At 72.0% G+C, this 21,430-nt stretch carries 23 protein-coding genes; 11 read left to right on the top strand and 12 right to left on the bottom strand.

Translation table 11 applies throughout. The annotated features are described in order from the left end of the window. The 4 genes from AC061S_RS42125 to AC061S_RS42110 form a co-directional block, all read right to left on the bottom strand. Positions 1–491, bottom strand: a 491-nt coding sequence (locus AC061S_RS42125) for a helix-turn-helix transcriptional regulator (RefSeq protein ID WP_478691163.1), incomplete at its 3' end; no start/stop codon positions are given. 126 nt (positions 492–617) lie between these two features. After that, entirely contained in the window at positions 618–1,526 is a 909-nt protein-coding gene (locus tag AC061S_RS42120) for a ParB/RepB/Spo0J family partition protein (RefSeq protein ID WP_478691162.1), read from the bottom strand. After that, the gene (locus tag AC061S_RS42115) at positions 1,523–2,794 is read right to left on the bottom strand and encodes a ParA family protein (RefSeq protein WP_478691161.1); all 1,272 of its coding nucleotides are present in this window, start codon (positions 2,792–2,794) and stop codon (positions 1,523–1,525) included. Before AC061S_RS42115 ends, AC061S_RS42120 begins: the two co-directional genes overlap by 4 nt. A gap of 104 nt (positions 2,795–2,898) precedes the next feature. Further along, positions 2,899–3,591 carry a ScbR family autoregulator-binding transcription factor gene (locus tag AC061S_RS42110; protein WP_478691160.1) on the bottom strand — a complete coding sequence of 231 codons (693 nt, stop codon included), beginning with the start codon at positions 3,589–3,591 and terminating at the stop codon, positions 2,899–2,901. 414 nt (positions 3,592–4,005) lie between these two features. Here AC061S_RS42110 and AC061S_RS42105 point away from each other — a divergent pair, with 414 nt between their 5' ends. Genes AC061S_RS42105 through AC061S_RS42090 form a run of 4 tightly spaced genes read left to right on the top strand, consistent with a single transcriptional unit; the run spans position 4,006 to position 7,696 of the window. After that, positions 4,006–5,175 carry an epoxide hydrolase family protein gene (locus AC061S_RS42105; RefSeq protein WP_478691159.1) on the top strand — a complete coding sequence of 390 codons (1,170 nt, stop codon included), beginning with the start codon at positions 4,006–4,008 and terminating at the stop codon, positions 5,173–5,175. A gap of 49 nt (positions 5,176–5,224) precedes the next feature. Further along, complete coding sequence (locus tag AC061S_RS42100) at positions 5,225–6,187, top strand: NAD-dependent epimerase/dehydratase family protein (protein ID WP_478691158.1); 963 nt, start codon at positions 5,225–5,227, stop codon at positions 6,185–6,187. A 5-nt stretch (positions 6,188–6,192) separates the two neighbouring features. Continuing rightward, positions 6,193–7,146, top strand: coding sequence for an RNA polymerase sigma-70 factor (locus AC061S_RS42095; RefSeq protein WP_478691157.1), 954 nt, complete (start codon positions 6,193–6,195; stop codon positions 7,144–7,146). A gap of 43 nt (positions 7,147–7,189) precedes the next feature. After that, a complete protein-coding gene (locus AC061S_RS42090) occupies positions 7,190–7,696 on the top strand; it encodes a DinB family protein (protein ID WP_478691156.1) in 507 nt (168 codons plus the stop codon). A gap of 56 nt (positions 7,697–7,752) precedes the next feature. Here the strand turns inward: AC061S_RS42090 and AC061S_RS42085 are convergent, their stop codons facing one another. The 3 genes from AC061S_RS42085 to AC061S_RS42075 all read right to left on the bottom strand — a co-directional run bounded on the left by AC061S_RS42085 (position 7,753) and on the right by AC061S_RS42075 (position 9,663). After that, complete coding sequence (locus AC061S_RS42085; RefSeq protein ID WP_478691155.1) at positions 7,753–8,307, bottom strand: flavoprotein; 555 nt, start codon at positions 8,305–8,307, stop codon at positions 7,753–7,755. Positions 8,308–8,494: 187 nt separating this feature from the next. Continuing rightward, positions 8,495–8,749: a hypothetical protein gene (locus AC061S_RS42080; RefSeq protein WP_478691154.1), complete on the bottom strand. Its 255-nt coding sequence runs from the start codon at positions 8,747–8,749 to the stop codon at positions 8,495–8,497. Then, on the bottom strand, positions 8,746–9,663 hold the full coding sequence (locus AC061S_RS42075; protein WP_478691153.1) for an alpha/beta fold hydrolase: 918 nt from the start codon (positions 9,661–9,663) through the stop codon (positions 8,746–8,748). Before AC061S_RS42075 ends, AC061S_RS42080 begins: the two co-directional genes overlap by 4 nt. A 113-nt stretch (positions 9,664–9,776) precedes the next feature. On the opposite strand from AC061S_RS42075, the gene AC061S_RS42070 reads away from it, so the two are divergent. The 3 genes from AC061S_RS42070 (at position 9,777) to AC061S_RS42060 (ending at position 11,975) form a co-directional block, all read left to right on the top strand. Then, positions 9,777–9,980, top strand: coding sequence for a DUF4287 domain-containing protein (locus AC061S_RS42070; RefSeq protein ID WP_478691152.1), 204 nt, complete (start codon positions 9,777–9,779; stop codon positions 9,978–9,980). 135 nt (positions 9,981–10,115) lie between these two features. Further along, a complete protein-coding gene (locus AC061S_RS42065) occupies positions 10,116–10,955 on the top strand; it encodes an NmrA family NAD(P)-binding protein (protein WP_478691151.1) in 840 nt (279 codons plus the stop codon). Positions 10,956–11,054: 99 nt separating this feature from the next. After that, entirely contained in the window at positions 11,055–11,975 is a 921-nt protein-coding gene (locus tag AC061S_RS42060) for an AraC family transcriptional regulator (RefSeq protein ID WP_478691150.1), read from the top strand. Between the two features lie 9 nt (positions 11,976–11,984). Here the strand turns inward: AC061S_RS42060 and AC061S_RS42055 are convergent, their stop codons facing one another. Together AC061S_RS42055 and AC061S_RS42050 are read right to left on the bottom strand one after the other, a co-directional pair. Further along, a complete protein-coding gene (locus AC061S_RS42055; protein ID WP_478691149.1) occupies positions 11,985–13,721 on the bottom strand; it encodes a hypothetical protein in 1,737 nt (578 codons plus the stop codon). Positions 13,722–13,798: 77 nt separating this feature from the next. Further along, on the bottom strand, positions 13,799–14,284 hold the full coding sequence (locus tag AC061S_RS42050) for a GNAT family N-acetyltransferase (protein ID WP_478691148.1): 486 nt from the start codon (positions 14,282–14,284) through the stop codon (positions 13,799–13,801). 157 nt (positions 14,285–14,441) lie between these two features. Between AC061S_RS42050 and AC061S_RS42045 the strand changes: the two genes are divergently transcribed. Then, complete coding sequence (locus AC061S_RS42045) at positions 14,442–14,969, top strand: anthrone oxygenase family protein (RefSeq protein WP_478691147.1); 528 nt, start codon at positions 14,442–14,444, stop codon at positions 14,967–14,969. Between the two features lie 9 nt (positions 14,970–14,978). Here the strand turns inward: AC061S_RS42045 and AC061S_RS42040 are convergent, their stop codons facing one another. After that, the gene (locus AC061S_RS42040) at positions 14,979–15,473 is read right to left on the bottom strand and encodes an anthrone oxygenase family protein (RefSeq protein ID WP_478691146.1); all 495 of its coding nucleotides are present in this window, start codon (positions 15,471–15,473) and stop codon (positions 14,979–14,981) included. A gap of 241 nt (positions 15,474–15,714) precedes the next feature. Here AC061S_RS42040 and gdhA point away from each other — a divergent pair, with 241 nt between their 5' ends. The 3 genes from gdhA to AC061S_RS42025 all read left to right on the top strand — a co-directional run bounded on the left by gdhA (position 15,715) and on the right by AC061S_RS42025 (position 19,679). After that, the gene (gdhA, locus tag AC061S_RS42035; RefSeq protein ID WP_478691145.1) at positions 15,715–17,079 is read left to right on the top strand and encodes an NADP-specific glutamate dehydrogenase; all 1,365 of its coding nucleotides are present in this window, start codon (positions 15,715–15,717) and stop codon (positions 17,077–17,079) included. 323 nt (positions 17,080–17,402) lie between these two features. Then, on the top strand, positions 17,403–18,773 hold the full coding sequence (locus AC061S_RS42030; protein ID WP_478691144.1) for an AMP-binding protein: 1,371 nt from the start codon (positions 17,403–17,405) through the stop codon (positions 18,771–18,773). Positions 18,774–18,782: 9 nt separating this feature from the next. Next, positions 18,783–19,679: a DMT family transporter gene (locus AC061S_RS42025; protein ID WP_478691143.1), complete on the top strand. Its 897-nt coding sequence runs from the start codon at positions 18,783–18,785 to the stop codon at positions 19,677–19,679. A 63-nt stretch (positions 19,680–19,742) separates the two neighbouring features. On the opposite strand, the gene AC061S_RS42020 is transcribed toward AC061S_RS42025, so the two are convergent. Together AC061S_RS42020 and AC061S_RS42015 are read right to left on the bottom strand one after the other, a co-directional pair. Continuing rightward, positions 19,743–20,483, bottom strand: a complete 741-nt coding sequence (locus AC061S_RS42020) for an alpha/beta fold hydrolase (protein WP_478691142.1) — start codon at positions 20,481–20,483, stop codon at positions 19,743–19,745. Positions 20,484–20,492: 9 nt separating this feature from the next. Next, on the bottom strand, positions 20,493–21,430 hold a 938-nt coding region (locus tag AC061S_RS42015), incomplete at its 5' end, for an endonuclease/exonuclease/phosphatase family protein (RefSeq protein WP_478691141.1).

The raw sequence follows: 21,430 nt of genomic DNA, 5'->3' as shown, positions 1-21,430 counted from the left end.
GGGCCCTGCGGGGCTGTTCCGCTCCCCGGCCCTTCCCGAAACTGGGGCTCCGTCCCAGGCCCCGGGTGCTGGGGTGCGGCCTCAAGGCCGGCGTCCGCGGGGTGGGGGGTGGGGTTAACGGCGTTAACGGCGTTAACGGGTGCGGTGCCGCTGGGGGTGGGGACGGGGGCTTCGGCGCGGGCCTGGGGGGCGGCAGGTTGGGGGGTGTTAACGGCGTTAATGCCGTGGAGGTCTGCCAGGCCGTTGAGGAGGCGGGCGTAGGCGGCGCGTTTGGGGGGGCGGGGGGCCGTGCGGCCGGTTTCCCAGGAGGTGACCGTTTCGCGGCGGACGGCCAGGGCCTGGGCGATCTGGTCCTGGCTCAGGCCTGCGGCCTCGCGGAGGCGCTTGCGCTCGTCCGGGTGCGGGAGGGTGTCTTGTGCCGCGGCCTCTTCCAGTAGGGCATCGACCGCGGCGAAGAGCGTGGTCTGTTCGTTTTCGTGCGCGTTGGGCATGGGCACCTCCAGTCGCAGCTTATGCGAATCGCACGATGGAACGCACCTGAAACACACGTGGGGGCGGTGGTGGTCCGGCCGGGCCAACGCCCCCTTCGTGTCGGGTGGGGTCGGGTCTGGTGTGGGTCAGATGCGGGTGAGGAGGAGTTCGGTCACCGCCTTCAGGTCGTCCGGGGTGAGGTGGGCCGTGAGGGCATCCGCGATCGTGGTCGGGGAGTCCGCCGTGATGGTGATGCGGCGGAGGGAGGGTGAGGGGGAGGAGAGGGAGGTTGCGGGGGAGGGGGAGGGTGTGGGCTCGGGGGTTGGGCGGGTGCGTTGGCGTGGGGGGTTAACGGCGTTAACGGCTTCCTCCGCCGCGGACGCCTGGTCCTCCTGGGGGAGGCGGCCGATGCGGCGGGCCGGTTCCACCTTGAGTTCGCCGGTCTCCACCTTGTCCTGGAGGTCCGGGGTGAGGTTGAGGAGGGTCAGGCGCTGGGAGACCCAGGCCGGGGTCTTGCCGAGGCGTTTGGCGACCTGGGCCTGGGAGCCGTGGACCTCGACGAGTTCCTGCAGGGCGCGGGCCTGGTCCATGGGCGCCACGTCGACGCGGTGGACGTTGGCGATGAGCGCCGACTCCAGGATGTCCGCCGCCGAGGAGGCGAGGGAGTCGTTGACGTGGATCTGCATGGTGCGAAGGCCGGCGCGCTGGGCGGCCGCCAGGCGCCGGTTGCCGTCGATGACGACGTACGGGGCGCGGCCCAGGCCGTCGGTGTTGCCGGGGTGGGCCTCCATGAAGGCCATGCGGGTGGCGACCGCCAGGGGCTGGAGCTGGCCCCGGACCGTGAGGGACGCGGCCAGCTCGTCGAGCTCGGTGAGGTCCTCGCGGAGGTTGAAGGGGTTGTGGGCGAGGGCCTCGATCGGCACCTCCGAGGGCGGGATCACGCCGGAGGTGGGGGCGCCGGTGGCCTCGGCGATGGCCGCGCGGCGGGAGCTGACGCCGACGGGCTGGGCGCGGGCGAAGGAGCTCGAGACTGCGAGTTTGTCGGCCTTGCTCATGAGATCTCCCTTGCGAGGGCGCGCAGGGCGATCGCCTGCTCGCCCTTGGGTGCGTAGACGAACAGCGGCTGCTTCACGCGGACCGCTTCGCGCTGTTCCTTGAGGTCGGGGACGATGGCCACCACGCGCGGATCCTTTATGTCCATCCAGGCCTGGAGGGAGGAGGTCGCGATGTAGCCGCGCCGGCCGTCGTAGAGGTTGACGACGAGACCGAGGTAGTCGATGTCGAGGCTGAGGTCGTCGCGGAGGTCGTTGATCTGGGAGGTGAGGAGGTCGTAGGCGTCCGCCGAGGAGTCCTCCGCCTGGACGACGATCAGCGCGCCGGAGGCTCCCGGCTGTTCGGCGTCGCGGCGGCGGCCGTAGTAGATGGCGGCGTCCATGCTGAGGCCGAGGCTCGGCGGGCAGTCGATGAGGATGACGTCGTAGTCGGCCTCGACGGGGGCGAGGGCCCGTTCGAGCGCGGCCTCGCGGGCGCGGACCGTGGAGAGGCGGACGTCGAGGAGGAACGCGTCCGTGCAGGCCGGGAGGATGTGGAGGCGGTCGCCGAAGTGCTCGTCCGGGATGGGGACGATCAGGTCGGCGAGGGGGCCCTTGGCCTCGCCCGCCATGTGGCAGGTGAGGCTGTCGCCGCCGATGGGCAGCGGCTGCCGGCCGAGCTGCTTGGTGAGGTGGCCCTGGGGGTCGAAGTCGACGAGCAGGACGCGCATGCCGAGGCCGGGCAGGTCTTCCAGGTCGACGGGCGGGGCGGACGCGGTGGCCTCCGGGCCCGTCTGGTCACCGTCCTCGGCGGCCGAGAGCCGGGCCAGTTGGCGGGCCACGCGGACAGGGTGGAGGGTGTCGGGGTCCTCGGCGAGGGCCTCGGCGGTGCCTGCGGTGATGGCGGTCTTGCCCACACCGCCCTTCTGGTTGCACACCACGATGCGCCGGACGACCGAGGGCCGCTTGACGGTGGGGGCCGGGTTCATCTCCAGCCAGAGGGAGACGGCTTGGGCGAGTCCCTGGATGAGGGAGACGCCGCGGTCCTTGGAGCCGCCGCGGAAGGACTCCCACTGGCCGGCGGGCAGCCAGGTGGAGAAGGACTCGGCGCCGGAGGTGTCGACGGGGGAGGGGGAGGCGGCGAGCGCGCTCCAGTGGGCGATGCCCTGGTGGACGGCGTCCTGGATGTCCACCCGCAGCTGGGCGGTGCGGATCTTGAGCTCCTGGCGCAGCCACGGAGGGAGTTTGGAGACGACCTTCTCACGGTCGCTCGGTGACGAGGGCGAAGTCATGGAAGGGACTTTACTAACGTCCAAGGGTGTTTGTGGGCGCCACGCTTGAGTTTTGCTAACGAAGTGGTGTGGATCGGCCCCGGAACCGCATCCTGGACGCGTCGTCAGCCGGCCGTGGCCGGAGAGGAGTCCGGGGCCCGAGAGGAGTCCGGGGTCGACAGGCCCAGTTCGGACCGGCACTCGGGCGAGCCGGCCGGGTCGAAGCGGGAGATGCGCTCCGTGGGCACGATTCCCGGGAGCACGAAGTTCCACAGGTCGATGACCCGGGCGTGCAGGTCCTCGCGGTGGGTGCGTACGTGTGAGGTCACCTGGATGCCGGTGAACGCGCCGACGAGCATGGCCGACGCGTCGTAGGCGTCGACCGAGGGCAGGATGTCGCCGCGCTCCTGGGCCGGCGCGAGGCAGCTGTGACAGGTGTCGATCCAGGCGTTGTACGGGCTCGGGTCCGGGTCGGTGAAGGAGCCGAACTCGATGACCAGGCGGATCCCGGCACGGACCCGGACGTTGGAGCGGAGCCCGAACGCCATCCGGTGGGTCAGGTCGATGACGGTCTGGAGACCCGGCTCCGCGATGGCGGGTACGCCCTCGGAGATCTGGAACTGCTCGTCCATCAAGGTCTGGGCGAGGGCTTCCTTGGACGAGAAGTGGAAGTAGAGAGCGCCCTTGGTGACGCCGGAGTGCCCGACCACGTCGGTCAGGCTGGTGCCGTGGAAGCCGGTCCGGTCGAAGGCGATGGCCGCGCCGTCGAGGATCGCCTGCCGGGTGATCTCGGCTCGTTCCTGTCTGGCCCTCGCCATGCGGGTTCTCCTTGGGGTCGCGGTCGTCGGCCGCAACCGGGGCGGTGGTCACCGCGGTTCGGCCAGGGCCAACCTAGGCAGATGCGCGGGAAGAAAACCATCCGGCCAGTATTTTTTGTGGAGTGGATCATTAACGGCGTTAACGCTGAAGGGGGCTGGGGTGGGTCTCCGCGGTGTGGGTGCGGGAGGCGTTAACGGCGTTAACGGCGTTAACGCCTGAGGGCGTGGGGCTCGGTGGGGGTGTGAGGGCATTAACGGCGTTAACGCCGGCTGGGTGTGGGGCGTGGGGTGGGGCGGGGCATTAATGGCGTTAACGCTGGGCGGGCGTGGGGTTGGTGGTGGAAGTGGATCATTAACGGCGTTAACGCTGAGGGGTGGGGGCAGCGGTCGACAGTGCGTGGAAGGTGTGAGGGCATGGGTGATGTGGGGCAGTGGGCGGCGCCGTTCCGGCTGGACGTGGCGCAGCCGGAGTTGGACGATCTGGGGCGCCGGCTGGAGCTGGCACGGTGGCCCGATGAGTTGCCGGGCGCGGGCCGGGCGTACGGGATGCCGCTCGGTGAGCTCCGGGAGCTCGCGGATTACTGGCGTACCGGCTACGACTGGCGGGCCGCCGAGGCGCGGTTGAACGAATGGCCGCAGTACACCACCGTCATCGACGGGGCGCGGGTGCACTTCGCGCACCTGCGGTCGCCCGAGCCGGACGCGACGCCGCTGCTCATGACCCACGGCTGGCCGGGCTCCTTCGTGGAGTTCCAGAAGGTCGCCGGTCCGCTGACGGATCCGCGGGCGCACGGCGGGGATCCCGGCGACGCCTTTCATCTGGTGCTGCCGCACATCCCGGGCTTCGCCCTGTCCGGGCCGACCACCGAGCGGGGGTGGGAGTTCAAGCGGGTCGCGCGGGCCTTCGGGGTGCTGATGGAGAGGCTCGGGTACGAGGACTACGGGGTCCAGGGCGGTGACTGGGGCGCCGCCGTTTCGCGCGAGCTGGGGCGGATCCGGCCCGGGAACGTGCGCGGGGTGCACCTGAACCTGCTCCCGGGCGGCGGGGCCACCGCCGAGCCCCGGGCGGAGGAGCTGGCCGCGCTGAGCCGGGACGAGCGGGAGCGCACGCTCGCCTCCTGGGAGCGGTACCGGGTCTGGGCGCGCGAACGGCAGGGTTACGCCGACATCCAGGCGACCCGGCCGCAGACGCTGGCGTACGGGCTGAACGACTCGCCGGTCGGGCTGCTCGCCTGGATCGGCGAGAAGTTCACGGAGTGGGCGGACCCGCGCTGCCCCGTGGATCGCGATCAGATGCTGACCAACGTGACGTTGTACTGGCTGACCGGGACCGCGGGCTCCGCCGCCCGCATCTACTACGAGCGTGCCCACGCCGACTACCGGGGCGCTCCGCCCGAGGTGTCGAGCACCCCGACCGCGCTCGCCGACTTCCCCCGGGACAACTTCGTACCGCTGCGGCACATCGCCGCGCGGACGGACCGCATCGTGCGCTGGACCTCGTACGAGAAGGGCGGGCACTTTCCCGCGATGGAGGTTCCGGAGCTGCTGGTGGGCGACGTCCGGGCGTTCTTCCGCTCCTTGTGACCCAGGTCGCTTCCGTGTCGTGTCACGTTCCGGGCCGCCCGTCTGTCCCATGGATGACAGCGCAGAAGAGCGAGTGGACGAGGAGACGGTCGTGAAGGTTCTGCTGGCGGGTGCGAGCGGGGTGCTGGGACAGCGGGCGGTACGGGCGCTGCGCGCGGCCGGGCACGAGGTCGCCGGTCTCGGCCGGGGCGCCGGGATGGACGTACGGGCCGACCTGCTCGACCGCGAGGGTCTGCTGCGCGCCGTGGACGGGCTCGGCTTCGACGTGGTCGTGCACGCGGCCACGGCGCTGTCGGGGAAGACCATGGCCCGGCACCGGGACATGGCGGGGACGAACGCGCTGCGCACCGAGGGGACCGTCAACCTGCTGGCCGCCGCGCGGGAGACCGGGGCGCGGCGGTTCGTCGTGGAGTCGATGATGTTCGGCTACGGGTACGGGGACCACGGCGGGGCCGTGCTCGGTGAGGAGGACGGCTTCGGGCCGCAGGGGGCGAACGTCTGGCTGGAGCGGCACGTGGGCGCGATGCGGACCAAGGAGGAACTGGCTTTCACCGCCGACGGGATCGAGGGAGTGAGCCTGCGCTTCGGGCTGTTCTACGGGGCCGGCATCACCGACACCCACGTGGTGCCGATGCTGCGCAAGCGGGCCCTGCCCGTGGTGGCGGCCAAGGGGCGGGCGCTCAGCTGGGTCGACGTGGCCGACGCGGCGGACGCCGTGGTCGCCGGGGTGGAGTCGGGGCTGCCCGGGCAGGCGTACAACGTCGTCGACGACGAGCCGCTGGGGTGGGCCGCGCACATGCGGGCGGTGGCCGGGGCGTTCGGGGCGCCCGCGCCGATGACCGTACCGCTGTGGGTGCTGAAGGCGGCGCCGCTCGCGCACACCATCATGGGAACGGATCTTCGACTGTCGAACGCCAAGGCGGGGCGCGAGCTGGGCTGGGCTCCGACGTACGCGAGCAGCGCGGCGGGGGTGCGTGCGCTTGCGGGGACCGCGGGGGCGGCGGCAGCATGATCGCTGTGGCCACTGCCGAGCACGTCCCGGGTACCGGCTCCGCCGATGCGCTCGGTCCGTTCACCGCCCATCGCCGGCTGCTGTTCGACGTCGCCTACCGGATGCTCGGCAGCGTCGTCGACGCCGAGGACGTGCTCCAGGACGCGTGGCTGAGCTGGGACCGCGCGGACCGCTCGGCGGTCCTCAACCCGCGGGCCTATCTGGTGCGTACGGTCACCAACCTGTCGTTGAACCGGCTCACCTCCGCCCGCGCCGCCCGTGAGACCTACGTCGGGCCGTGGCTGCCCGAGCCGCTCCTGACCGAGCCCCGGTCGACCGTGCCCGATGGTGCGGAGGCGGCGGAGACGGCAGAGACCGTATCGACCGCGATGCTGGTGGTGCTGGAGAGCCTGAGCCCGCTGGAGCGCGCCGTGTTCGTGCTGCGGGAGGTGTTCGGGTACTCGTACGCGGAGATCGCCGAGGTGCTGGGCCGCGCGGAGGCGACCGTACGGCAGACCGCGCACCGGGCGCGGGCCCACGTACGGGCCCGGCGGCCGCGGTTCGCCACCGAGCCGGGGCAGCGCGGCGAGGTGACCCGGAGGTTCCTGGCGGCGTGCGCGGGCGGGGACCTGAACGCGGTGATGGAGCTGCTCGCCCCCGAGGTGACGGCCTGGTCGGACGGCGGCGGCAAGGTGACCGCGGCCCGGCGGCCGCTGCACGGGGCCGACCACGTGGCGCGCTGGCTGCTGGGGATGCTGGCCAAGCCCTCGCTGCGGGCGGTGACCCTGGAGTCCGCGCGGATCAACGGAGAGGAGTCGGTGGTGTTCGTCCACGGGGGAGCCGCGCGGGCGGCGTTGACCTACGACCTGGACGCGGAGGACGGGCGGGTCGTGAACCTGCGGTTGCAGGTGAATCCGGAGAAGGTGGCGGGGTTGGCGGGGTTGGCGGGCCGGCCCGTGGACGGGGCGTCCGGGATGTGAAATGGCTGCGCTCGGGCCGCCGTGGGGCTGTGATCATCGTCCGATGATCGATGAACAGCGGACGCGGCCCGTGCTGGTGGGCGATGAGCGGGCCACCCTGACCAGCGTGCTCCAGTGGCAGCGGGACACCCTGATGATGAAGTGCGCCGGCCTGTCGGACGAGCAGCTGCGGCGCAGGGCAGTGGCTCCGTCGGGGCTGAGCCTGCTCGGGCTGGTACGGCATCTCGCGGAGGTCGAGCGCGGCTGGTTCCGCAACGTCGTGGCGGGCGAGGACGTGCGCGGCTACTTCCCGAAGAACGAGGCGGGGGAGTGGACGGAGTTCCACGTGGACGACGCGGACGTCGCCGGCTCGTTCAAGCTCTGGGAGGACACCTGCGCGCGCTCGCGGGCGATCGTGGACGCGGCCGAGTCCCTGGACGTGACCGGCTCCTACGAAGGGCAGGACTACTCCCTGCACTACGTACTGGCCCACATGATCGAGGAGTACGCCCGGCACAACGGGCACGCGGACCTGCTGCGCGAGGCGATCGACGGGACCACGGGGGAGTAGGGCAGTAGGGGAGTAGCGGCGTCTTGGGGGTCGTAGGGCCGCACCCTCCGGCCGGGCTAGGCGGTGGATGCCGCCGTGGCGCGGTCCACCTCGGCCAGGGCCGTCGCCCAGGGGAAGTGCGCCGGGGCGTCCGGGCCGGCCGGGCCGGGGGTGAATCCGCCCTCGCCGAAGAGGACCGAGGCACCGGCGCCGCGCAGGACGGCCAGGGACTGGTCGAACTGCGGGTGGGCGGCGAGTGCGGCGTTCGCGCAGGGCATGGTGACCACGGGGGTGCCCTTGCCGATGGCCTCGGCGGCGACCCCGATGACGAACCGGTCGGTCAGGCCGAGGGCCCAGGCGTTGACGGAGTTGAACGTGGCCGGGGCGAACAGCAGGGCGTCGGCCGTCGGCCACACGTCGGGCTCTCCGGGCAGCTTGTACTGCCAGCGGACGGGATGGCCGGTGAGCGCGGCGAGACCGTCGAGGCTGCCGGACAGCCAGTGCGCGGCGGTGGGGGAGAGGCCGAGGCAGACGTCCCAGCCACGGGACTGGGCGTCCTCGATGACGTGGGCCACGTCGAAGACGGGCGGGGCGGCGGAGCAGAGCAGGTAGAGGGTCTTCGTCGTGGTCATGCTGCAATGTGATCATATTGCTTGACCTGTGGTTGACCGAGGTCGTGACCGTGGTGACCGTCGTGGGGGTCGTGGGGGTCGTGGTGGGTCGTGCGGGGTCGGACCTGAGGTGCCGGACGTGACGAACCCCCGGGCCGGGTTCGGTCCGGGGGTCTGGGGCCCGAGGGCCCGGGGGTGACGGTGCGGGTCAGCCGTTGGAGATGGTCTGCCGGGCGCTGCCCGCGGTGAACGCGTCGAACGCGCCCGAGAAGTCGGTCAGGTCGTCGCCTGCCTGGCCGGGCAGGCCTGCGATGTCCTGGATTCCCTGGGTGTCCTGGGGGACGTCTCCGACGGTGCTGGTGACTGCGTCGGCGAGCGGCGGCTCGGCGGCCATGGCGGGGGCGGAGACGGCGAGGGCCGCGGTACCGGCGATGAGGGCCGTGGTGACGATGCGCTTGATCATGTCCTGGTGAACGACGCGGTCGTACGGGGGTCACTACGGCCACCACCCGGTTGCCGGAACTCCGTCCCGGTCTCCGTGAGCTCCGTGAGCTCCGTGAGCTCCGTGAGGAAGGCCGACAGCAGGGAGTGCACGACGGCGGGCCGGTCCAGGTGGACGTCGTGGCCGGAGTCCGGGACGGAGACCGCCGTCGTCACGGTGGACGGGTCGGCCGAGTCGAGCATCCGGACGGATTCCTCGGGCGGGACGATGCCCTTCTCCCCGATGACGAGCAGGGTGGGACACCGGACCGCGCGCCACTGCGGCCACCAGTCGCGGGTGGTGTTCTCGGTGATGGCCGCGACCATCACCGAGCGCTCGAAGCGCGGGTACCAACCATCCGTGCGCTGCTCCAGGCCCGCGGCCCAGGCCTCGCCGTTCAGTCCCTGACCGGCGAGGAAGGTGCGCGCCTCGGCGAGGGTGGGGAACGGGAGCGGCCAGGAGTCCAGCCAGCCGCCGATGTCGTCCGGGGTGCCCGGGTCGGCCCGGGCGGCGCCGGCATCGACCAGCACGAGGCCCCGTACGAGGTCCGGGTGGGCGGCGGCGGTGAGCATCGCGGTGTGGCCGCCGAGCGACTGGCCCACCAGCACCGGGTGGTGCAGGCCGAGCTGTTCGCAGACGGCCCGCACGTCGGCGACGTACGCGGCGCGGGAGACGTCCGCGGGGCGGCGCTCGCTGGCTCCGTGACCGCGCTGGTCCACCGCCACCACGCGGTGGTGGGGGGCCAGGTGCGCGGCGGCCGCGTCCCATTCGCCCGCGTGGCCGGCGAGGCCGTGGAGGAGGACGACCGGGCTCACGGAGGCGGGGTGGTGGGAGTTCCAGTCACGGCAGGTCAGACGGACACCGGCTCGGGTGACGGTGCGCTCGGTCCACATCATGTGGAGATCATCCGATACTCGCGGGGTGGGGCCGATGAGTTTTCGCGGAGGGCGGGGTCTACTCGTCGTACGTCGCGATCGCAGCGTGCGCGGAACCGTAGGAGAGGACCGTCATGACCGAGCCGGTGAAGGGCCCCGCCAGCTACTTCCCTTCCATCGAGAAGAAGTACGGCCGTCCGATCGCGGAGTGGCAGGAGCTCATCCGTGCCTCGCCGCTGACCAAGCACATGGAGCTCGTCACCTGGCTCAAGAGCGAGCACGGGATCGGGCACGGGCACGCCAACGCGCTCGTGAAGCACACGCTCGACGAGCGGTAGGGCAGCGGTAGGGGAGCAGTGGGGCAGCGGTAGGGGAGCCGCCTGGGTGGCGGGCGGCAGGCCGTGGACGCAGGCGTATGTGGTTGAGCTTCTCGGCGATGTTCCGTCTCAGTCCGGGGGAGTTGACTGGTCCTCATGACGAAGACGACGCAGCAGACGCAGAACGACACCCTCCGCACGCTGGTCATCGGCGGCACGGGTAAGACGGGACGGCGCGTGGCCGACAAGCTCACCGCCCTGGGCCGTCCGGTCCGCATCGGGTCGCGCTCCGGGGAGCCGGCCTTCGACTGGAACGAGCCCGCGAGCTGGGGACCGGCCCTGGAAGGCGTGGACCGGGTGTACGTCACGTACTACCCCGACCTCGGCTTCCCCGGCGCCGCCGAGCACGTCGGTGCCTTCGCCCGGGAGGCGGTGGCCGCCGGGGCGCGCCGGCTGGTGCTGCTCTCGGGGCGCGGCGAGGAGGCGGCGCAGGTGAGCGAGGAGGCGCTGAAGGAGTCCGGGGCCGACTGGACGGTGGTGCGCGCGGCCTGGTTCAACCAGAACTTCGACGAGAGCTTCTTCCTGGAGCCGGTGCTCGCCGGAGAGATCGCCCTGCCGACGGCCGACGCCGTCGAACCGTTCGTCGACACCGAGGACATCGCCGACGTGGTGGTGGCCGCGCTGACGGACGACCGGCACATCGGCCGTACGTACGAGCTCTCCGGCCCTCGGCTGCTCAGCTTCTCCGATGTCGCGGCCGAGCTGTCGAAGGCGACCGGGCGCGAGATCTCGTACGTCCCGGTCTCGACCGAGGCCTACCGGGCGGTGCTGCGGGAGAACGGGCTGCCGGAGGAATTCGTGGAGCTGTTCGCGCTGATCCTGGACGGGCGCAACGCGCACCTGGTGGGCGGGGTCGAGGAAGTGCTGGGCCGCAAGCCGCGGGACTTCGCGGACTTCGCCCGGGAGGCGGCGGCCCGCGGGGTCTGGGACGTGTAGGGAGTGGGCGGCCCGAGTGCGGGTGGCCCGAGTACGGGCGTCGGGAGAGCGGGCGTCCGGGGAGCGGGCGGGTGGGGACCGGGTGGGGAGAATGGGCCGATGGACACGCTGACGGCTCTACTCGAAGGACCCAAGGCCAAATCCGCCTTCCTCATCAAGTGCGCGTTCGACCCGCCCTGGTCGGTCCGGATCGAGGACCGGGCCCCGCTGTCGGTGATGACGATGGTGCACGGATCGGCGTGGCTGATGCCGGACGGGGGCGAGCCGGTGCTCATCGCGCCGGGGGAGGCGGCCCTGGTACGGGGACCGGATTCGTACACCCTCGCCGATGCCGAGGACACGCCGCCGCAGATCAGGGTGGGTCCGGACCAGCGCTGCAGCAGGGTGGACGGCGGGGAGGACGTGTCCGACTCCATGGCCCTCGGGGTACGGACCTGGGGCGCGCCGGCAGGCTCGGCGGTGCTGCTGAGCGGCACCTACCAGGACCCGGGCGAGATCGGCAGCCGCCTGCTCACCGCGCTTCCGCCGGTGCTGGTCGGCCCGGTGGACCCCACGCTGGTCGGGCTGCTGGGCGTGGAGATCTCCCGTACGGAGCCGGCCCAGGAGCTCGTCCTGAACCGGCTCCTGGACCTGCTGCTGATCGGCGTCGTACGCGGTTGGCTCGCGGAGCGGGGCGGCGCCGAGAACGACCCGGTCACCGGCCCGGCGCTGCGGCTGCTGCACGAGAACCCCGCGTACGGCTGGACCGTGGAGTCGCTGGCCCGCAAAGTCGGCGTCTCCCGGGCCGCGTTGGCCCGCCGCTTCACCGAGCTGGTCGGCGAGCCCCCGATGTCCTATCTGGCGGGCTGGCGGCTGGCGCTGGCGGCGGACCTGCTGCGCGACCCGTCCATGACGCTCGCCGCGGCCGCCCACCGGGTCGGCTACAGCTCGGCGTTCGCCCTCTCGACGGCCTTCAAGCGGGTACGGGGGGTCAGCCCGCGGGAGTACCGGGCGGGGGTGGGGGCGGCGGCCGCGGGATAGGGGGCGGGGTCAGGGGGTCGGGGCGGTGAAGCCCGTCACCTTCGGGTACGGGATGGCCGTGCCCTTGCCGGGGTGGACGCTGAAGACACCGGTGGGGGAGACCGACCAGAGATCCGGGATGCCGTCGCCGGTGAGGTCGCCGTCCGAGCCGACGCGGGGGGCGGCTTGGGGGGTGAGGGTGGCCAGGACCGTGCCGGCCGTCGGGTTAGTGAAGGCGGACGGGGAGTTGAGGGCGAAGGCGCGGATCTTGCCGTCGGCCTTGGAACGGGCCCACAGGGTCGGAATGTCCGTGCCCTGGGCGCGGCCCGGGGTCAGGAGGTCGTATCCGGCCCAGCGGGTGTCGTTCGGGGAGATGAGGGTGGCGGTGTCGGAGATGCCGCCCACCCAGCCCGCGCCCGCGAGCCAGAGACGGCCGTTCTCGACGAAGAGCAGGGAGCTCTCCGGCAGTGCGCCGGTGTCGAGGTTCTTGTCGCCCGTGGGGGACCCGACCGCCGCGATCGCGGTGACCTTCGTCCAGTTCGTGCCGAGTCCGTGGGTGGCGCAGGGGATCACCTTGGCCGCCGAGTCCAGGCAGGTGGTGGGCTTCTGGAGGGCCATCGCGCCCTGGTTGGTGAACTCGCCGCCCCCGTTGTTGCGGAAGACGTAGGCGTACGCGCCACCGGGCGCGTGTGCGACGAGATCGTCGACGAACGTCGTGTCGAAGCCACCGCGGTGGCTGTACTGGACGTTCGCCCAGGTGCCGACGCCGCCGGGGGCCGCCAGGTGGTGCGCGTTGGCGGTGCCGCGGGGGTCCGCGCCGTGCTTGCGCAGATTGCCGGCCGCGTCGGGGAGCAGGACGTCCGGCTTGCGGTCCCGGTCGATGTCGCCGAAAGCACCCTTGGCGTTGGGGTCGGAAGGTACCCGGAAGGAATAGCGGACTGGCTGGGAGGTGTTGCCCGCGTTGTCCATCACTTGGAGGTAGAGGGAGGTGGAACCCCAGGTCGGCGGGCGGAACTTGATCTTCGCCGAGCCGTTCGCCAGACGCACGACGTGCAGGTCGGTGGCTTCGTCGGAGCACTTCCAGCCCACAGAGAAGGCGTCGCTGGTGCCCCAGCGGGCGCAGGCCACACCGGAACCGGTGTCCGAGCCTTTGAGAGTGAGGGTGCCCTCCTGGCCCGGATGCTTGGTCGGCGTGATGCCGCTGTCGGAGGAGGGGAAGTCCGTGGACCTGATACTGCCGGTCGGCTGGGTGTGGTCCACACGGAAGTAGCACCACGGCGTGTACGCGCTGGTCAGCTTGGAGTCGGTGACGCGGGCGCGCCAGCCGTACTGCTTGCCGTGTGCCAGCTTGTCCCTGCCGAGGTACGCCCGGTAGTCGGGACCGGTGCCGCTGCCGGGGTGGTTGGTGCGCTTGCCGCCGTACGTGGTGTCCCACAGCTGGAAGCTCGAGGTCAGCGGACTGCCCGTCGGGGACTTGCCGGTCACGGTGAAGGTCAGGTCGTTGTTGCCGACCCAGCCCGGACCGTCGCCGCTCAGGTCCGTGTCGCACGCGGAGTATCGGTCCTCGCCGTAGAAGCCGGGCGTGGGGCCGGTACGGGGCGCCGAGGCCTTCGGGGGCGAGGGGACCGGGTCGGCCGCGGAGGCGGCGGGGGCGGAGAGCAGGCCGGCGCCGAGCGCCAGTGTGGCGGCCGCGGCACCCGGCAGGAGGCGCAGGCGGGGCCTGGAGCGTGCTCCCGCGTGTGGGCGTGGCTGTGCTGTGGGCTTCATTCGGGCGGTTCCCCCCTGGGAATGTGCAGATTCGCAATCTGCAAGTTGTCACAAGAATGATCAGACCGCACTGACAATCACAGGTTCGCGAGATCCAGGACGGCCACCGTTTCGCCGTCGCTCTCTTCGCCCGTCGGGCGGAAGCCGAGGGAGAGGTAGAAGGGTTCGGGGGTGCCGGGGCCCGGGTGCCAGGTGACGTAGGCGTGGGAAGCGCCTCGGCGGCGGAGTTCGGCGGTGACCGCGTTGACTGCGAAGCGGCCGTAGCCCTTGGCCTGGTGGGCGGCCGATATGTTCAGGCGCCAGAGGCCGGAGCGGATGTCGTGGGGGTCCTCGTCCGGGTCCCAGGCGATGTCGACGAAGGCCATGACGAAGCCGACGACCTCGTCGCCGTCGACGATCGCCCGGGGCCAGGCCGTCTCCCCGTGGGCGTGGGCCTCCGCCAGTGACTTCACGACCGGGGAGACGAGGTGCTCCTGGTCGGGGCGGACCGACAGCGCGCAGACGGCGTCGAGGTTGTCCGGGGTGACCGGGGCGAGGTGGAGGGACTTGACGGATGTGCTCATTCGCGCAGCCTACGTGTGCGTTACATGTGAGTTGGCGGGGGCTGTGCGGCGGTGAGGGTTCACTGGCCGGATGGCGCGGGTGATGGCACGATCGGCAGCCGTCGGGGGGCGGTCGGACCTCCCGGGTATTGGTTTCGGACGTACGGGGGCACAGCTGATGGGATCCGCCGCAGGCACCAGACTCTCCGCCGCACTGCTCGTCCTGTCGACCGTGCTGGTCGGCCTGATGGCGGGGCTGTTCTTCGCCTTCGACGTCTCGGTGATGCCGGGGCTGGCGAAGACCGACGACCGTACGTACGTCACGGCGATGCAGAGCTTCAACGCCGTCATCGACGGCAACCCGCTCTTCGGGACGGTCTTCGTCGTCGCGCTGCTCGCCGCCTTCGCCGCGGCGTTCGTCGAGGCGCGGGCCGGGCGCCGCGCGGTCGCTCTGTGGGCCGCGGTGGCCGCGGCGGCGTACCTCCTCGTGCTCGTCGTCACCTTCGTGGTCAACATTCCGCTCAACAACGAACTCGCCGAGGCGGGTGATGCCGCGACGCTGACCGACTTCTCGGTCGTCGAGAAGTTCAAGGGGACCTGGGAGACGGCGAACATCGTGCGCACCCTGCTCTGCGCGGCGGCGCTGACCGCCCTGGCGCGGGCGCTCGTACTGTTCGGGCGGGCGACGGGGGAGACGGGAGTTTGACGACAGGCCCTAGGCGGCGGCCGCCGCCAGGAGGGCCCAGGACTGGCAGGCCAGGGCGGCCGTGCACAGGGCTGTGCGCCAGCGGTTGGCGGGGACCCACTTCGTTTCGAACGCCGCGCGCACGGCGGCCGGATCGGCGATCCGCTCGGCGGGGCCGGCCGCCTCCAGGGCGTTGTTGAGCGGGATGTTCACCCGGCCGGTGACCGCGACGGCGAACACGTAGAGGACGAGGGCGCCCGTCAGCGCGGGGAGCGGCGCGTGCTCGCCGGCGGGCAGGTGCAGGGCCAGGGCGAGGCCGGTGAAGAGCATTGCGCCCAGGAAGGCCAGCATGAACCAGCCATTGATGATGGAGGTGTTCACGCGCTGCATGACGGAGATGAGGGTCCGGTCGTCGGATCGCTTCAGGGCCGGCATCACCGAGACGTCGAAGGCGAAGAAGAGGCCGGCCATCAGGCCCGTGGTGAGGGTCGCGGCGACGAGGGCGGCGACTCGTGCGATGTCCATATGGCCTGTCTATGTCCTTCCTCCTCGTTCTGTCCATGGTGGAGCGGGAGCCGAGTGGTCCACGGTGGAGTAGGGGCCGAGTCGAGCAGGCCGGAAAGGCTCGTGGTCGCGGTCGGCGGGCGGGGTACTCTCCGGCTGGGACTGTGTTCGGATAATGGATTCCGCGATGCGGAAGTCTGGTCCGGAGCTTCGAGCCGCATCTCGGAGCCGGTCCCGGCGTAGAGACCAGGAGGAGCAGACCGTGACGGACCCCAAGGACCCGCAGGGCCGGCTGGACGCGCTGCGCGGTGACATCGAGCGCCGCAACCCCGCCCAGCCCGAGTTCCACCAGGCCGTACGGGAGGTCCTGGACACCCTGGCCCCCGTGTTCGCGGCACGCCCCGAGTACGCGGAACCGGGCGTTGCCCTGCTGGAGCGGCTCACCGAGCCGGAGCGGCAGATCATCTTCCGGGTGCCGTGGCAGGACGACCGCGGCCGTGTCCACGTCAACCGTGGCTACCGCGTCGAATTCAACAGCGCGCTGGGCCCGTACAAGGGCGGCCTGCGCTTTCACCCGTCCGTGGACATTGGCGTGGTGAAGTTCCTCGGCTTCGAGCAGGTCTTCAAGAACGCCCTGACCGGGCTCGGCATCGGCGGCGGCAAGGGCGGCAGCGACTTCGACCCGCGCGGGCGGTCGGCGGCCGAGGTCATGCGGTTCTGCCAGTCCTTCATGACCGAGCTCTACCGTCATATCGGTGAGCACACGGACGTTCCGGCGGGTGACATCGGTGTCGGCGGGCGTGAGATCGGCTATCTGTTCGGGCAGTACCGGCGCATCACCAATCGGTGGGAAGCCGGCGTCCTGACCGGCAAGGGCCAGGGCTGGGGCGGCTCGCTGATCCGTCCGGAGGCCACCGGCTACGGCAGCGTGCTGTTCGCCGCCGAGATGCTGGCGGTCAAGGGGCTGTCGCTGGATGGGCTGACGGCCGTCGTCTCCGGTTCTGGCAACGTCGCGATCTACACGATCGAGAAGCTGCAGCAGCTCGGGGCGAACCCGCTGACCGCGTCCGACTCGCAGGGGTACGTGGTTGACGAGAAGGGCATCGATCTCGCGCTGCTGAAGCAGATCAAGGAGGTCGAGCGCGGGCGCGTGAGCGACTACGCGCAGCGGCGCGGGCCGTCGGCGCGGTTCGTGCCGGGCGGGCGGGTGTGGGACGTGGCGGCGGAGGTCGCCTTCCCGTCGGCCACGCAGAACGAGCTGACCGCTGATGACGCGCGGACGCTGATCGCGAACGGGGTCAGGGCGGTGTCGGAGGGCGCGAACATGCCGACCACGCCGGAGGCGGTGCACCTGCTGCAGGCGGCCGGGGTGTCCTTCGGGCCCGGCAAGGCGGCGAACGCGGGCGGGGTCGCGGTCAGCGCGCTGGAGATGGCGCAGAACGCGGGGCGTGTCGCGTGGAGTGCGGAGCGGGTGGAGGCGGAGCTGGCGGGGATCATGCGGGACATCCACGCGGTGTCGTACGCGACCGCCGAGCGGTATGGCTCCGCCGGGGATTATGTGGTGGGGGCGAACATCGCGGGGTTCGAGCGGGTTGCTGACGCGATGTTGGCGCAGGGGGTTATCTGACGCGCTGACGCGCTGACGCGCTGACGCGCTGACGCGCTGACGCGCTGACGCGCTGACGCGCTGACGCGCTGACGCGCTGACGCGCTGACGCGCTGAGGTGGGGGGCGGGTGCGGGTTGGGGTGCCGCTGCGCGGGGGTGTCCCCTACCCGCCCTTCCTCCGTTCCCCGGGCTGCGCCCGGACCGCTGGGAGCCTCGGGCTGCGCCCGGGCTCTCGGGGCTCCGCCCCGGACCCCGCGCCTCAAACGCCGGCGGGGCTGGAGTGGGCTGGCTGGGGCGGACGTAGGGTGGGGGCGTTGCATGGGGCCGCTTCGTAGGGGGATCAGTGCTGACCGCGCTCACCGGGGTGTACGGGGACCGGGGCGATGCCCTGCGGGTGGCCGGGCGGGATGCCTCCTACGAGGAACTGCTCGGCGCTGCCCGTGCCGTGGCGGGCGATGTCGCCGGGGCGCCCGCCTTCGCGGTGACCGCGACGGCCTCGCTGGAGACCGTTGCCGCCGTCGTCGGAGGGCTGCTGGCCGGGGTGCCGTTCGTACCGCTGCCGCCCGACGCGGGGCCCGCCGAGCGGGAGCACATCCTGCGGGACTCCGGCGCGGTGCTCGTCGACGTGGATTTTGCGCGGCGTGGCGGGGGTGAGGGTGGGGTTGGGGACGGGGCGGTGGCTGCTGGGCGGCCGGCGCTGATCCTTTACACCTCCGGGACCACCGGCCCGCCCAAGGGGGTCGTCCTCACCGCCGAGGCCGTGGCCGCCGACCTCGACGCCCTCGCCGAAGCCTGGCAGTGGAGCGCCGAGGACACCCTCGTGCACGGGCTGCCGCTGTTCCACGTGCACGGGCTCGTTCTCGGGGTGCTCGGAGCGCTGCGTACCGGAAGTCGTCTCGTGCACACCGGGCGGCCCACCCCGGAGGCCTACGCGGAGGCCGGGGGCAGCCTGTACTTCGGGGTGCCGACCGTGTGGTCCCGTATCGCGGGGGCGCCGGCGGCCGCCGGCGCGCTGGGCGGGGCCCGGCTGCTCGTCTCCGGCAGCGCCGCGCTGCCCGCGCCGGTCTTCCGGGACCTGGAGCGGCTGACCGGGCTGCGGCCCGTGGAGCGGTACGGGATGACCGAGACGCTGATCACCGTCAGCGGGCGCGCGGGCGGGGAGGTGCGGCCCGGGACGGTCGGCACTCCGGTCCGGGGCGTCCGTACGCGGATCGTGGCTGAGGCGGGCGCGGAGATCGGCGAACTGCAGCTGACCGGGCCGACGTTGTTCTCCGGGTACCTGGGCCGGCCCGAGGCCACGGCGGCCGCGTACACGGAGGACGGGTGGTTCCGTACGGGCGACATCGCGGCCGTGGACGAGGCCGACGGAGTCCACCGGATCGTCGGCCGGGCCTCCATCGACATGATCAAGTCGGGCGGCTACCGGATCGGCGCCGGCGAGATCGAGAACGCGCTGCTTGATCACCCCAAGGTGAGCGAGGCGGCGGTGGTGGGGCTGCCGGACGCGGATCTCGGGCAGCGGATCGTGGCCTTCGTGGTGGCCGAGGGCGTCACGGGTCCGGAACTGACGGACTTCGTCGCGGCGCACCTGTCGGTGCACAAGCGGCCGCGCGAGGTGCGGTTCGTGGCGGCGATTCCGCGCAACGCGATGGGCAAGCCGCAGAAGAAGCTTCTGCTGGAAAAGGGAAACGGGCCGGTCGGGCGGGGCGGGTAGCTTGCTCGCATGGACAAGACGTCTGATCAGGTAAGGGCCGACCGGCGGGCGCTGATAGCCGCCGCAGTGACCGTCGTGCTGTGGGCCTCCGCGTTCGTTTCCATCCGCTCGGCGGCCGCGCACTTCGGGCCCGGTGCGCTTGCGTTCGGACGCCTGCTGACGGCCTCGGCCGCACTCGGGCTGGTCCTGGTCGTCAAGCGGGTGCCGCCGCCGCCGAGGCAGGCGTGGCCCGGGATCCTGGTCTCCGGGGTGCTCTGGTTCGGGCTCTACATGGTGACGCTGAACTGGGGCGAGCAGCTCGTGGACGCCGGCACCGCGGCCATGATCGTCAACATCGGCCCCCTCGTGATCGCCCTGCTCAGCGGCTGGCTGCTGAAGGAGGGGTTCCCGCCCCTGCTGATGGCGGGCATGGCGGTCTCCTTCGCCGGAGCCGTGCTGGTCGGACTGTCCACCTCGAACGGCGGGTCCGCCTCGCTGGGAGGGGTCCTGCTCTGCCTGGTCGCGGCGCTCACGTACGGGGCCGGGGTGGTCGCGCAGAAGCCGGCGCTGGCGTACGCGAGCCCGCTCCAGGTGACCACGTACGGCTGCTTCGTCGGCACGGCCGTCACCCTGCCCTTCGTCTGGCAGCTCGTCGACCAGCTGCCCGGGGCTCCGCTCGCCGCCGTCCTCAACATGCTCTACCTGGGGCTCTTCCCGACCGCGCTCGCCTTCACCACCTGGACGTACGCGCTGTCGCGGACCACCGCGGGGAAGATGGGCGCGACCACCTACGCGGTGCCCGCCGTCGTGGTGCTCATCGCCTGGGTCGCCCTCGACGAGATCCCGGCGGCGCTGACCCTGCTGGGCGGTGCGGTCTGCCTGGCCGGCGTCGCCGTGTCGCGGAGGCGCCGGGGGCGCCCGGCCTAGGCCGGGGCGCGTACAGCTCGCGGCCGAAACTCCGTCCCCGGTACGCGGGCAGGACGCGTGCGATCAGAGTGGCGGCGGCGGCGTGTCCTGGGCGGCGGCGTCGAGGAGGACGCGGGCCAGGGCGGAGGGGGCCGAGAACATGGGCCAGTGGCCCGTGTTCAGGGTGGTCAGCCGCCAGTCAGGGGCGGTGGCCAGGAGTTTCGCCACGTCGGGGTGGGGTTCGACCCCGTCCAGCAGGCACTTGACGTAGGTCGCGGGGAGCTCGGCGAGCGGGTGGGTCAGTACGGCCGGTTCGGTGAGCGTGGCGCCCGGGTGCGGGGTCGAGCCGGCGATGAGCCGGGCGATCTGGTCGTCGGTGAGGCCTTGGCCCTCGAAGTCGGCGGCCTGGAGGGGCGGCCAGAAACCGTCGTTCGCGGCGATCGAGGCCTCTACGGCGGAGCGGCCGTCCGGCCAGCCGGAGACGAAGGATTCGTTGTGGGTGGGGACGTTGGCGTCGACGAAGACCACCCGGTTCAGGCGGGCGCCGATCCGCTCGGCGGCCTGGCCGACCGGGATGCCGGCGTAACTGTGGCCCACGACGATCACGTCGCGCAGGCCGAGTCCGTCGATGGCGTCGACTATGTCCGCGACGTGTGTCTGCTGGCCGGCCGCGATGCCCTGCTTGTCCGCGAGGCCGGACAGGGTCAGCGCGTGGACCTCGTGGTCGCCGCCCGTGGTGCGGAGTGCGGTGCGGAGTTCGGCGGCCACCTCGTCCCAAGCCGCCGCTGCCAGCCAGGTGCCTGCCACCAGTACGAATTCAGTCATGAATGTACGTTAATCGAACTGGATGTGGGCGGTGAGGGGCAGGTGATCGCTGGGGGTGGCGGGGAGCGTACGGACGTGGGTGACGGCGCCCGAGCGGGTCAGGATCTGGTCGATCCGGGCCAGGGGGAAGGACGCGGGCCAGGTGAAGGCGAAGCCGGGGGTGTGGGGGTGGGGGGTTCTGGTGGTGGGCGTCTGTGCCTTTGACGCCAGGGCGGTGCGGATGGGGGCCAGGCCGCGGTCGTCGGCGGTGCCGTTGAGGTCCCCGAGCAGGATGACGCGGTGGGCGGGTTCCGCGGCGAGTACGGCGCCTAGGAGGCGGGCGCTCTCGTCGCGGCGGGCGGAGCCGAAGCCGGAGGTACCGAGCCGCAGGGAGGGCAGGTGGACGACGTAGACGGCTACGGGCCCGCCCGGGGTGGCGGCGGTGGCGCGCAGGGCGCGGTTCCAGTGCGGGTCGCCGGCGAGGGCCGGTGGCCTGATGTCGACGGGGCGGACATCGGTGAGCTGGTACGTCGACCAGAGGCCGACCGTGCCGTGGGTGGCTTGGTGGGGATAGTCCGCGGCGAGGGTGGCGGTGAAGGCCGTGATGGCGGCGGGGGTGAGCTCCTCGACGGCGATCAGGGCGGGGTGGGCGGCGGCGAGGGCCTTGGCCGTGCGGGAGGGGTTCGGGTTCTCGTCGCTGATGTTGTGCTGGACGGTGGTGAGGGTGGGATGGGTGGCTGTGTGGGTGTGGGTGTGGGGGAGGAGGTTGCCGAACTGGCCCAGCCAGGCGGCGGTGGGGAGCAGGAGGGCCAGGGCGGTGGCGGCTGAGCGGTGTCGGAGGGCCAGGGCGAGGAGGAGGGGGACGGCCAGGCCGAGCCAGGGGAGGAACGTTTCCAGGAGGCTGCCGGGGTGGCCGGGGGTGTTGGGGACGAGGGAGGGGCGGGTGAGGAGTGCGGCGAGGAGTACGG

It is taken from the genome of Streptomyces sp. CA189 (genome assembly GCF_056428985.1).
The sequence above is the reverse complement of the archived record's forward strand: the minus strand, read 5'-3'. Positions and strand labels throughout refer to the sequence as shown.

Excerpts from the sequence above, each read along its gene's own strand:
- AC061S_RS42115 (WP_478691161.1), bottom strand. The coding sequence starts at position 2,794 with ATGACTTCGCCCTCGTCACCGAGCGACCGTGAGAAGGTCGTCTCCAAA.
- AC061S_RS42060 (WP_478691150.1), top strand. The coding sequence starts at position 11,055 with ATGGACACGCTGACGGCTCTACTCGAAGGACCCAAGGCCAAATCCGCC.
- AC061S_RS42080 (WP_478691154.1), bottom strand. The coding sequence starts at position 8,749 with ATGATCAAGCGCATCGTCACCACGGCCCTCATCGCCGGTACCGCGGCC.
- AC061S_RS42020 (WP_478691142.1), bottom strand. The coding sequence starts at position 20,483 with ATGACTGAATTCGTACTGGTGGCAGGCACCTGGCTGGCAGCGGCGGCT.
- AC061S_RS42075 (WP_478691153.1), bottom strand. The coding sequence starts at position 9,663 with ATGATGTGGACCGAGCGCACCGTCACCCGAGCCGGTGTCCGTCTGACC.
- AC061S_RS42085 (WP_478691155.1), bottom strand. The coding sequence starts at position 8,307 with ATGACCACGACGAAGACCCTCTACCTGCTCTGCTCCGCCGCCCCGCCC.
- AC061S_RS42045 (WP_478691147.1), top strand. The coding sequence starts at position 14,442 with ATGGGATCCGCCGCAGGCACCAGACTCTCCGCCGCACTGCTCGTCCTG.
- AC061S_RS42050 (WP_478691148.1), bottom strand. The coding sequence starts at position 14,284 with ATGAGCACATCCGTCAAGTCCCTCCACCTCGCCCCGGTCACCCCGGAC.
- AC061S_RS42100 (WP_478691158.1), top strand. The coding sequence starts at position 5,225 with ATGGATGACAGCGCAGAAGAGCGAGTGGACGAGGAGACGGTCGTGAAG.
- AC061S_RS42065 (WP_478691151.1), top strand. The coding sequence starts at position 10,116 with ATGACGAAGACGACGCAGCAGACGCAGAACGACACCCTCCGCACGCTG.
- AC061S_RS42110 (WP_478691160.1), bottom strand. The coding sequence starts at position 3,591 with ATGGCGAGGGCCAGACAGGAACGAGCCGAGATCACCCGGCAGGCGATC.
- AC061S_RS42040 (WP_478691146.1), bottom strand. The coding sequence starts at position 15,473 with ATGGACATCGCACGAGTCGCCGCCCTCGTCGCCGCGACCCTCACCACG.
- AC061S_RS42055 (WP_478691149.1), bottom strand. The coding sequence starts at position 13,721 with ATGAAGCCCACAGCACAGCCACGCCCACACGCGGGAGCACGCTCCAGG.
- AC061S_RS42120 (WP_478691162.1), bottom strand. The coding sequence starts at position 1,526 with ATGAGCAAGGCCGACAAACTCGCAGTCTCGAGCTCCTTCGCCCGCGCC.
- AC061S_RS42070 (WP_478691152.1), top strand. The coding sequence starts at position 9,777 with ATGACCGAGCCGGTGAAGGGCCCCGCCAGCTACTTCCCTTCCATCGAG.
- AC061S_RS42105 (WP_478691159.1), top strand. The coding sequence starts at position 4,006 with ATGGGTGATGTGGGGCAGTGGGCGGCGCCGTTCCGGCTGGACGTGGCG.
- AC061S_RS42090 (WP_478691156.1), top strand. The coding sequence starts at position 7,190 with ATGATCGATGAACAGCGGACGCGGCCCGTGCTGGTGGGCGATGAGCGG.
- AC061S_RS42025 (WP_478691143.1), top strand. The coding sequence starts at position 18,783 with ATGGACAAGACGTCTGATCAGGTAAGGGCCGACCGGCGGGCGCTGATA.